Genomic DNA, 10,860 nt, shown 5'->3' on the forward strand with positions numbered 1-10,860 from the left:
CCTTCTATCATTTCCTTCTGAATTTAAATAAAATTAGAAAACCAATTCTTTATACTGCTGAATGCTCCACTTTTCTTTCTGCTGTTATTTTTATCATTTTCTAGTAATTTATCCAAGTCGTCCTCTTCAGTCTCTTCAGTTATAATTTTTGAAGGATCTTCAGATTCATTCTGCTGTGAATAGAAACCTGACTGCATTTTATTATATTCCTCTTCCATTATTTCACTAAAGATTCCTATAACTGTAGCCATGCTGGCATCTACATCTTCCAGTCCTCGAAAAGCATGAGGAAGTACTTTTCTCACAACATATCCTGTTTTTTTATTTATTTTTTCAAGAAGTCCATCAATAACAATAGCTCCTCCTGTTAATACCAAACCTTTTCCAAGATATCCATTAAATCCAGATTCTTCAATAGTTTGAGTAATAAAACTAATTATGTCTTCTGTTCTTGCATCTATTATATTTTTTATATCTGCTACTGACACTTTTTTAGTATCACCACAGAATATATGTTCTTCATGTATATCTTTATTTTTTAATTTTGACAATATTTCAAAAGCTTCCTGTTTAGATATCTGAAACAAATAACTTATATCATTTACATAGTGCATTCCACCTAAAGGAAGTGATTTTGAATAGATAAGTTTATCATTCTTAAATAGAATTATATCTGTTGAACCTTCACCAATATCGATTAAGGCAACTCCCATTCTTCTATCTTCATCATCAAGAGAGGCTTTAGCAGATGCATAGGCATTCAGAAGAACTTGTTCTGCTTCCAGCCCTATTCTGTTTACTACTTCTACCAATTTTTCTGCTTCTGCTTCATCTATGTATATCAGATGAACATCCCCTTGCATTTCTTTTCCAGTGACACCTATTGGATTTTTAATTATTCCTGAATTATTTACTCTTATATTATATATTTCTCTCTTTAATATTCTTTCTTTTCCAGTAAGAAGTTCATGTTCAGCCATTCTAATCAATGTATCTACTTCTTTTTCTCCAATTTCTTTTTCATCAAAGGAATATCTTACATTAGTGGTCCTTGATTTGATAGCTTCTCCACTTATTCCTATTGATATTTTTTCAATAGGGATATCAGTCTGTTCTCTTAATTGTCCCAGTGCATAAGCCAGGCAATGACTCAATTCTTCTGGGTTTTCTACAACTGACTTTTTCATTCCACGACTTGGAACTTCTACATATCCCAATATTTTTAAATTTTCACCATCAGCAGATAATTCTCCAGTGACAGCTTTTATTTTCATATTTCCCATATCTACTGCTGTTTTTATTATACTATCTCTATTATCTGTCATCGCTTTTATCCCCCAAACTTTTTACTATAAAGTCATTAAATCTCAAATCTATATATTCTACTTTTTTGCTTTTGACCAGTTCCGAATACAAAGTTTCTACAACTTTATATTTTTCTCTTTTTATCTCTTCATTGGTTTTTATTATTGTACCATCTACAAGGATTATTTCAATGCAATTTTTATCTTTTATGTAAATTTGAGACACTAATTCTTTCAATAGATAATCATCCATCAAGACTAAAACATTAAGCAGACTTTTTATCTCTCCTTTTTCTTTTACTGAAATAAGAGGAATATCCTTTTTTTCTTTTTCATTAAAAGTACCAAATACTACTCCTTCTGAATCTACTAAATATATTTTATCTTTAATCTGGGCATAGTAAAATAGCTCCTTTTCCTCTATTTTTATAGTAAGCTCTCCCAATGTATTATTTTCTACACTGGCACTTTTTACTCTGACATCTTTTTTCAACTCATCTTCTATACTCTTAAAATCTAAGTCCCATATGTTCTTATTATATGTTGTTTTTCCTAGTTCTGTCAATTCCCTTAATAATAATTTTGGTTCACCCTTTATATTAACCCTCTCTATCTTAAAAAAATCTAACTTTAAGAATTTTGAAGGAATAGAGAAAATTAAAAAGCTTATTCCTAATATTGTGAAAAGTCTTATTATAAATTTCAAAAAAATCTCCTCACTTTTAGACTTGATCTATCTTTTAAACGTTTCTACCATTATCTTTACAATATCATCATAAGTATATCCTTTTAAAGTTGCTAGATCTGGGATAAGACTTGTTTTTGTCATTCCAGGAAGTGTATTTACTTCAAGAAAATATACCTTATCATCTTTAAGAATAAAGTCACTTCTTGATATTCCTGCAAGTCCAAGTATATTATGTACCTTCACAGCACTTTCAAGAGCTTCATCATATGCTTTTTTATCTATTTTAGCAGGATACTCATGTACTGAGCCTCCTTCAGCATATTTTGATTCATAGTCATAAAACTTATTTTTAGGAATTATTCTAAGTACTCCAATTCCCTCTCCATTGATAACTCCTACTGTAAGTTCCTCTCCTGTTATCATTTCTTCTATGACAATTTTTTTTCCACTAAGTTCTCTTACAGCTTTTTCTGCCTCTTCTTTGTTATAACAAAAAAATATCCCTACACTTGAACCTTCTAAAGCTGGTTTAATTACGACTGGGTATGAATCTATATAAGATACTTTCTCATAGTTTTTGGCAATTCTTACTCCTGCGCTTTCAGCAAGTTTCTTAGTAATAACTTTGTCCATAGCTATTCCACTTGCCTCTGCCCCTGATCCAGTATATGGTTTTCCAAGCATATCAAGAAGTCCTTGTACTCTTCCATCTTCTCCAAATCCTCCATGAAATGCAAGATATGCAAAATCATATTTATTTTCAATAAAAGCTGAAACAAGATTTTCTTTTGTAACATCAATTCCATATGCATCATAACCTTGTTTTAAAAGACTTTCTAAAATTTCTTTTCCACTATTTAAAGAAACTTCTCTTTCAGAAGAAATTCCTCCCATAAATACAGCTATTTTCAAAACTATTCCCCCTATTTATCCAAATTTTTTATAATTATTATTTCTTCTTCAAGGTTTATTCCATATTTTTCACTTATGGTCCTTTTTACCAGCTTTAATATTTCGGAAATATCTTTGAATGTAGCAGTACCTCTATTAACTATAAAATTAGGATGTTTTTCTGATATCTGAGCTCCACCTATGACAGTTCCTTTCAATCCAGCTTCTGATATAAGTCTTGCTGAAAAATCTCCAGCTGGATTTTTAAAAGTACTCCCAAGGTTGGGAAGATTCAGAGGCTGTTTTCTCTCTCTCAAAGCCTGTATTTCTATCACTTTCCCAAGATCAAAACCATCTTTGAACCTAAATACAGCATTTATTATTATCCATTTCCTGCTTTGTATTTCTGTTCTTCTGTATGAAAAATCTAAATCTTCTTTTTTTATTCTTCTTATTTCATGATTTTCATCAAATACTTCTATTTCACTTATACAGTCGAATATTTCACTTCCATAGGCTCCGCCATTCATGTAGACAAGTCCTCCTACACTTCCTGGGATTCCAGCAAGATTCTCAAGCCCACTGTAATTATTTTTATTCATATAAGCAATAAGCTTATTGAAATCAAGTCCAGCTTCTACTTCCACCAAACCTCTTTCCAATTCTCTTATATTATCAAATTCTTTTAAAGAGACAAAAGTTATATCTAAATTTCCCTCATCTATCAATGTATTAGTTCCATTTCCAATAAGAAAAATATTACTGTTATTTTCAAATATCTCTTTAAGTTCATTTTTATCTTCTACTGTTATAAATCTTTTAGCTATCCCTCCAACTTTCATGTTAGAGTGCAGCTTCATTTCATGATTTTCAAGTATCTTCATTATCTATTTTTCCCTTCTAATTTGTCAGCTATTCTGTGAGCTACTTTAGAGATATCCCCTGCTCCCATAAACATGAATACCTCATGTCCTTGACAGTTTAAAACTCTTTCATCTATTTTTTCACTATTTTTTTCAATTGCTACTTTCTTATTTTTAAGAACATTTCCAAGATCTTCTACAGTTACTCCAAATTCATCTTTTTCTCCTGCACTATATATAGGAAGAATCAATACTTCTTCAGCGCCTTCAAAGGCATCTGTAAAATTTTGAAGAAGAAACTTCACTCTGCTGTAACGATGAGGTTGAAATATTATAGTGAGTTTTTCATGTTCTATAGACTTTGCCCCTTGAAGAGTTGCCTTAATTTCAGTTGGATGATGTGCATAGTCATCTATTATTTTTATCCCTTTGTCTTCATTGCAATAAAGGATGTCATATCTTCTTTTTGATCCCTTGAAATTTTCTAAAGCTTCTTTAAAAAATTTCTCATCTACTCCAAATTTTTTAGCATAATAGATAACTGGGAGAGAATTAAGAATATTATGAAATCCAGGAATAGATATAGTATATCTCCCTGTATCTTCTCCTTTTATTGCTACATTATAACTTGTTTTTCCATTTTTTACTTGAATATCATAAGCAAATATATCTGCTCCTTCATCAATTATACTGTATGTTACTATCTTTTCTTTTTCTTTTTTTTCAACTAGTTTTCTTAAATTTTCACAGTCTATACAAACTGCTACTTCATTCTTAGTTTGGTCTATAAATTGAGAAAAAGACTTATTTATATTTGCAAGGCATCCATGAGTATCTAGATGATCTTCCTCTACATTAGTTATCACAGCATATGATGGATTCATATATAAAAAAGAATTGTCACTTTCATCAGCTTCAGCTACAAAATATTCTGACTTCCCAGCTCTTGCATTTGATCCTATCTCTGGAAGTATTCCACCTACTACAATTGTGGGATCAAGATTAAGCATAACAGATGACATCATAGAGCTTGTAGTAGTTTTTCCATGTGTTCCTGCTACTGCAATTCCAGTTTCATTATTTAGAAGCATAGCTAAAAGCTCTCCTCTTTTTACTATTTTTATTCCATTCTCTAGTGCATATTTATATTCAGGATTATCATGTTTTATAGCACTTGAAGCTATTACCATATCACATCCCTTTACCTGTTCTCCTTCATGAGTGTTATAAACAGTTATCCCCATGTTCTCTAATTCTTCTGTGACATATCCTCTGTTCAGATCAGCACCATTTACCTCATAGCCTTTTGTTTTCATTATTTTAGCTAGTCCGCTCATCCCTATACCATTTATACCAATAAAGTAAATCTTTTTCATCAACTAATTCCTCCAAATATCTAAATCATTTATAATTTTTTCCACAGCGTTGGATTTTTTCAAAGATCTTATCCTCACTCTCATAGACTTCAATGCTTCTTCATTTTTTACTAACTCAAGAGCCTTTTCAATTGCACTGTCTGCTTCTGTATTAGTGTATACAAGGGCAGAATTATTTTCTTCTAATATCTTCGCATTGTCATACTGTCCAACTTTTAAAGAATTATATGGAATAATAATTGATGGTTTCTCTAGTTCTATTATTTCAGAAATTGTTAAAGCACCTGCACGACATATTATCAAATCAGCAGCAGCCATAATATTTATCATATTATTAAAATATGGTTTTACTGTATCAGACATCTTTGTTTTCACTATTCTTTTTCCAATATCTTCAAAGTTATTCTCACCAGTTGCCCAATAAACTCTCAGCTTTTTATCTTCAAGAAACTTATCCCAGTTCTTTATCACTGCCTCATTTATATCTTTTGCCCCCAAACTTCCACCTGTTATAAGAATGACTTTCTCATCCTCTTCCAGTTTCAGTCTTTCTCTTTCTTCATTTTCATTTACATAGTTGATTTCTTCCCTCAGAGGATTTCCTGTTACATCAAATCTTTTCTGATATTTTAAGGGGATATCATCATATGTTTTATCAAATGCTAAAAATGTTTTTTCTGCAAATTTATACAACATTTTATTTGTCCAGCCTAGATTGGCATTCTGCTCTTGAAGATAAACTTTTTTTCTCAAAAGTATCCCTCCAATTATAACAGGAACAGAAATATAATTTCCAAATCCTATTATTGCATCTGGTTTTTCTTTTGCAACTATTCTTATCCCTTGCCAGACTCCTTTTATATACTTAAATATACTTTTTATATTTTTAGGAGGCTTTATATCTAAACCAATGAATCTAAATCCTGCCTCAGGAACTATATCTTTTTCCATTCTTATACTAGTTCCCACAAAAAGAACATCTATATTTTTTAATTTAAGACCTTCAGCTACAGCCATAGCAGGATAAATATGTCCCCCTGTTCCCCCAGTCGTTAAAATAATTTTTTTCAAATTTCTCACCTACCAAAGATTTCTCTTACTAATTCCTTAAATACTTCCCCTCTATGCTCGTAGCTGTTAAACTGATCAAAACTGGAAGTTGCTGGAGAAAGAAGTACAACCTGAGGTTCCTCAGAGGTAAATCTCTCCTTCATATTTAAAAGACAGCTTTTCAAATCTCTAAGCAGAAATACTCTGCTGCTGTCATATCCTTTTTCTAAAAGTATTCTGTTAATCTCATCTGCAGTTTCTCCTATAAGGTATACTTCCTTTGCATGAATCTTTATCAGTTCTGCTAAAGGAGACCAGTCAAGCTTCTTATCAAATCCACCGCAAATAAGAATACACTGATCAAAAGCTTCTACTGCAAATTTTGTTGAATCAATATTTGTTCCTTTAGAATCATTTATAAATTTTACTTTTCCATAATTGAAAAAGTCTTCCATTCTATGTTCAATAGTTTTTGTATTATATAAAAACTCTCTAATTTTCTCATTTTGTATTCCTACTATTTTAGCAGCTGCTACAATAAAAAGTACATTTTCAAGATTATGTTTTCCTTTCAATGAAAGTTTTGCACATTCTAAAATTTTTCCATCTTTTCCATAGAGTTTTCCATCTTTTACCCAAAAATCACACTCTTTATTAATATTTTGAGATATTTTTATCTTTCTTCCAAATATAAAATTCTCTCTTTCTACTACTTCTTTTGAGTCAAGATTAAAGATAAAATAGTCATTTTCATTTTGATTTTTCCCTATATTAAATTTTGTTTTGTAGTAATCATTTGTATCCTTATATCTAGAAAGATGATCAGGAGTAAGATTTATAACCATAGTTATCCACGGTTTGAAATCAAGAAGATTTTCAAGTTGGTATGAACTTAATTCTAAAACAATATAATCCAAGTCTTTATGTTTCAATAGCAGCTCTGCATATGAAACTCCTATATTTCCAGCATACTCAGCTTTATATCCAGCATATTGAAGAAGTTCTGTAATTTTAGTCGTAGTTGTAGTTTTTCCGTTTGTTCCTGTTACAGCAATTATTTTACTTTTTATTTCATATTGTAACATATATTCATAACTTAATTCAATTTCATCTATTAATTTTATTTTTTTTTCTTTAGCTTTCATAACAATTTCGTTATATGGCACTCCTGGACTTTTAACAAAAATTTCAATTTCATCTAAATACTCCATACCTTCTTTAGAGGATATTCCTTTTTTATCATCAACAAGTATTACTTCATATCCCATATTTTTTAACAGATGTTCAGCTCCAAGACCACTTATACCAGCTCCAAATACCATTGCTTTTTTCATGACATTTCCCTTCCTTTTTTTCTGTTTCCTATATAGACGGAAAACCACGGGAGTTCCGTGGTTCCTTTATTAGAGAATTCCTCTTAATCTTATTATTCCCAATGCTACCATTCCAAATATTAAAGTTGTTATCCAGAACCTCATTGTCACCTTTGTTTCAGCCAAACCACTAAGCTCAAAGTGATGATGAATAGGTGCCATTTTGAATATTCTTTTTCCTCTCAACTTAAAAGATCCTACTTGAAGTATAACTGAAAGAGCCTCCATCACAAATACTGCTCCAATTATTGGGAGAATAAGTTCCTGCTTCAAAAGAATAGCAACCACTCCCAGTACTCCTCCTAGTGTAAGAGAACCTGTATCTCCCATGAATATTTGAGCTGGATAGAAATTATACCATAAAAATCCAAGCCCTGAACCACTGATAGTTGCTAGAAATACAGACATCTCTCCTGAACCTGATATATAAAAAAGTTTTAAGTGTTCACTCATATTTACATTTCCTGTAAAATAAGAAATTGCTCCTAATATAGTAGAACATATTATCATTGGCATTATAGCCAGTCCATCCAAACCATCTGTTATATTTACAGCATTAGATGTACCCATAAGAATTATAAGTATAAAAATCAGCATGCCTATACTTCCTATATAGAACATACTTCCAGAAATCAAAGGATTAATTATTGAAAGATCAAAGACTCTATCCCCTGTTAACCCTATCTGAGTTACAAAAAGCCATACTAAAACAGCTATCATAGCCTGCCCTAAAAGCTTTTTCTTTCCAGAAAGTCCCTTTTTATTCACAGTAAATTTTTTATAATCATCAATAAATCCAATAGATGCAAAACCCATCATAGCTACAAGAAGTACATCAATAAATGGATTAGTTATATCAGAAACCAAAAGATTTGTTACCAGCATCACTATAACTATAAGAACTCCTCCCATTGTAGGTGTTCCTTTTTTAGAAAGATGTGAGACAGGACCATCATCTCTGATTTTTTCACCAAATTTTTTAACTTTCAGATAGTTTATGAATGGTTTTCCTAATATCAAAACTAAAACAAAAGATAATGTAAAGCTTATAAACCCTCTCAAATACATAGACTTTAAAAAAGCAAGACTTTCAAAGTACTCTCCTAATATATATAACATTCTATTATTAATCTCCTCATTATATTTTTTCTAAATTTTTTATTTATCTAAAATTACTCTATTATCTCTTCAAGTTTCATTCCACGAGACCCTTTTAATAAAACAGAAGTTTTTTTCTGCTCTTTTAAGATAAGTTTTTTTATCTCTTCCTTTTCTGTAAAATGAAATATTCTTTCTTTATTTTCATGTACAATTTCCAAAGCTTTTCTCATTCTTTCTCCATATAAATATACCTTATCTGTATGAACATTTAAAGCTTTTTCTATGATATTTTTATGATACTCTATTTCTTTTTCTCCAAGTTCCAGCATATCTCCCAGAACAATTATTTTCAAAGTATCATTGTACAGCTTATCAAAAGTTTCAAGTGAGAAGTTTACTGATATAGGGCTGGCATTATATGCATCATTTATATATAAAATATTTTCTTTTTCTATTTTTTGAAACCTCATTGGAGTAAGTTCAAGATTTTTTAATCCATCCTTTATTTTTTCATAAGGTACTTTCAGTTTTTTCCCTATTACTACAGCTATAGCTGCATTTATACAGTTATGCTTTCCATTTAGAGCTATATCATACTTATCTTTATCTAATTTAAATGAAAGTCCCTCATCACTGTCATTAAAATCCTTAATTTGATAATTATTATTATTTTCATATCCAACTTTTATTCCATCTAATATTTTTAGAAATGGATCATCACCAAAAATAATAAGATTTTCTTTTGTAATATATTTTACCAATTCAGTTTTTGCTTTAAATACATTTTCTCTGGTTTTTAAAAATTCTAAATGAGAGTCTCCAATATTGGTTATAATACCAATATCAGGCTGAGCTATATCAGATAATAATTCTATCTCTCCAAAGCCACTCATACCTAATTCAAGAACTGCCACTTCATATTTATTATCCAGCTGTAAAATTGTAAATGGAACTCCTATATGGTTATTGAGATTTCCCATAGTTTTAGCTGTCACAAATTCTTGTGACAGTATGGAATATATAATATCCTTAGTAGTAGTCTTCCCATTACTTCCTGTTATAGCAATAATTTTTATGTTAAGAGCTTTCCTATATTTTTTAGCCAGTTCCTGCATACACTTTATAGTGTTATCCACCTTAATTACTCTTTTATCATTTCCTTTATAATTATCAGCTATTACTAAAGCTGCACCTTTATCAAGTACATCATCTACATAGCTGTTTCCATTATTTATAGCAAAAAACAAATCCCCTTTTTGAACTTTTCTACTGTCCATAACAACATGAGCTATTTCATTTTTTCCAACTACACTCTTTATTCCAAATATTTCATCCAGAATATTAAAAAGTATTTTCATTTTATCATTCCTTTTCCTTTTAAATACCTTTATTTTATCATTAAAAACTTTTGTATACAAGAATTTTCATAATTATTTCAAACTTAATGCAAAATCATAGAGAGAATCAAAAATATCTATTTTTCTATCTCCAATTTTTTCCAGTGTCTCCATTCCATGTCCTGTTTTTACAAGGATAGGAGTAAGGCCAGCTCTGCTTCCTGCATCTATATCTGCAATAGTATCTCCCACCATAAAAGAAACTCTTCTATCAATATCAAATTCTTTTATTGCTGCTTCCAACATTCCTGTGTTTGGTTTTCTGCATATACAATCAATTTTATATTTTCCTACGCCATTTTCTGGATGATGAGGGCAGTAATAGAATTTCTCTATTATAACTCCCTGTTTTTCCAATTCTTTTTTTATATATTCATTTAATTTCTCAAGATCTTTCTCTGTATAATACCCTCTTGCTATTCCTGACTGGTTAGTTACAACTGCCATAGTGTATCCTAAAGAGGAAAATATTTTCAAAGCTTCCACTACATTTTTCTCAAATTCAAAATCTTCTATTTTATGAAGGTAATCTTTTTCAACGTTTATAGTTCCATCTCTATCCAATAAAATTGCTTTCTTCATTTATAACTTCCTTTATTTCTTTATATTTTTTCGGAGTATATTTTCTGAATGTTTTATTCTCTCTTTCAGTAAAAAACAACCACTTAAAATGATACATTATATTTTATTGTTTGTACATAATTTTTTTCAAAAAATAAAAAAAGCTTGGCAAGTACCTATCCTCCCGGGAGGCTTCCCTCCAAGTACTTTCAGCGTTTACGGGCTTAACTTCTGGGTTCGGTATGGGACCAGGTGT

Annotated in this window: 10 protein-coding genes and 1 rRNA gene; all 11 read right to left on the reverse strand. The window is 30.4% G+C overall.

Annotated features, from left to right (window positions below; all coding sequences use genetic code 11):
- Positions 1–23 precede the first annotated feature (23 nt).
- Positions 24–1,325: a cell division protein FtsA gene (ftsA, locus tag E6771_RS12930; protein ID WP_316091756.1), complete on the reverse strand. Its 1,302-nt coding sequence runs from the start codon at positions 1,323–1,325 to the stop codon at positions 24–26.
- The gene (locus E6771_RS12935; RefSeq protein WP_316091757.1) at positions 1,315–2,010 is read right to left on the reverse strand and encodes a cell division protein FtsQ/DivIB; all 696 of its coding nucleotides are present in this window, start codon (positions 2,008–2,010) and stop codon (positions 1,315–1,317) included. Before E6771_RS12935 ends, ftsA begins: the two co-directional genes overlap by 11 nt.
- A 27-nt stretch (positions 2,011–2,037) precedes the next feature.
- The gene (locus E6771_RS12940; RefSeq protein WP_316091758.1) at positions 2,038–2,904 is read right to left on the reverse strand and encodes a D-alanine--D-alanine ligase; all 867 of its coding nucleotides are present in this window, start codon (positions 2,902–2,904) and stop codon (positions 2,038–2,040) included.
- 11 nt (positions 2,905–2,915) lie between these two features.
- Positions 2,916–3,767, reverse strand: coding sequence for a UDP-N-acetylmuramate dehydrogenase (gene murB, locus E6771_RS12945; RefSeq protein WP_316091759.1), 852 nt, complete (start codon positions 3,765–3,767; stop codon positions 2,916–2,918).
- Positions 3,767–5,122: a UDP-N-acetylmuramate--L-alanine ligase gene (murC, locus tag E6771_RS12950; RefSeq protein ID WP_316091760.1), complete on the reverse strand. Its 1,356-nt coding sequence runs from the start codon at positions 5,120–5,122 to the stop codon at positions 3,767–3,769. The genes murB and murC overlap by 1 nt, the downstream gene beginning before the upstream one ends.
- A gap of 3 nt (positions 5,123–5,125) precedes the next feature.
- The gene (gene murG / locus E6771_RS12955; RefSeq protein WP_316091761.1) at positions 5,126–6,202 is read right to left on the reverse strand and encodes an undecaprenyldiphospho-muramoylpentapeptide beta-N-acetylglucosaminyltransferase; all 1,077 of its coding nucleotides are present in this window, start codon (positions 6,200–6,202) and stop codon (positions 5,126–5,128) included.
- Positions 6,199–7,506: a UDP-N-acetylmuramoyl-L-alanine--D-glutamate ligase gene (gene murD, locus E6771_RS12960; protein WP_316091762.1), complete on the reverse strand. Its 1,308-nt coding sequence runs from the start codon at positions 7,504–7,506 to the stop codon at positions 6,199–6,201. The genes murG and murD overlap by 4 nt, the downstream gene beginning before the upstream one ends.
- A 69-nt stretch (positions 7,507–7,575) precedes the next feature.
- Positions 7,576–8,664, reverse strand: a complete 1,089-nt coding sequence (gene mraY, locus E6771_RS12965; RefSeq protein WP_316091763.1) for a phospho-N-acetylmuramoyl-pentapeptide-transferase — start codon at positions 8,662–8,664, stop codon at positions 7,576–7,578.
- Positions 8,665–8,717: 53 nt separating this feature from the next.
- Complete coding sequence (gene murF / locus E6771_RS12970; RefSeq protein ID WP_316091764.1) at positions 8,718–10,004, reverse strand: UDP-N-acetylmuramoyl-tripeptide--D-alanyl-D-alanine ligase; 1,287 nt, start codon at positions 10,002–10,004, stop codon at positions 8,718–8,720.
- A gap of 72 nt (positions 10,005–10,076) precedes the next feature.
- The gene (gene gmhB, locus E6771_RS12975; protein ID WP_316091765.1) at positions 10,077–10,625 is read right to left on the reverse strand and encodes a D-glycero-beta-D-manno-heptose 1,7-bisphosphate 7-phosphatase; all 549 of its coding nucleotides are present in this window, start codon (positions 10,623–10,625) and stop codon (positions 10,077–10,079) included.
- Between the two features lie 142 nt (positions 10,626–10,767).
- Positions 10,768–10,860: ribosomal RNA gene (gene rrf / locus E6771_RS12980) — 5S ribosomal RNA — on the reverse strand; the annotation flags it as partial.

It is taken from the genome of Fusobacterium sp., assembly GCF_032477075.1.
In the GTDB taxonomy this organism is placed as follows: Bacteria; Fusobacteriota; Fusobacteriia; order Fusobacteriales; family Fusobacteriaceae; genus Fusobacterium_A.

Excerpts from the sequence above, each read along its gene's own strand:
- murB (WP_316091759.1), bottom strand. The coding sequence starts at position 3,767 with ATGAAGATACTTGAAAATCATGAAATGAAGCTGCACTCTAACATGAAA.
- murF (WP_316091764.1), bottom strand. The coding sequence starts at position 10,004 with ATGAAAATACTTTTTAATATTCTGGATGAAATATTTGGAATAAAGAGT.
- mraY (WP_316091763.1), bottom strand. The coding sequence starts at position 8,664 with ATGTTATATATATTAGGAGAGTACTTTGAAAGTCTTGCTTTTTTAAAG.
- murC (WP_316091760.1), bottom strand. The coding sequence starts at position 5,122 with ATGAAAAAGATTTACTTTATTGGTATAAATGGTATAGGGATGAGCGGA.
- ftsA (WP_316091756.1), bottom strand. The coding sequence starts at position 1,325 with ATGACAGATAATAGAGATAGTATAATAAAAACAGCAGTAGATATGGGA.
- gmhB (WP_316091765.1), bottom strand. The coding sequence starts at position 10,625 with ATGAAGAAAGCAATTTTATTGGATAGAGATGGAACTATAAACGTTGAA.
- murD (WP_316091762.1), bottom strand. The coding sequence starts at position 7,506 with ATGAAAAAAGCAATGGTATTTGGAGCTGGTATAAGTGGTCTTGGAGCT.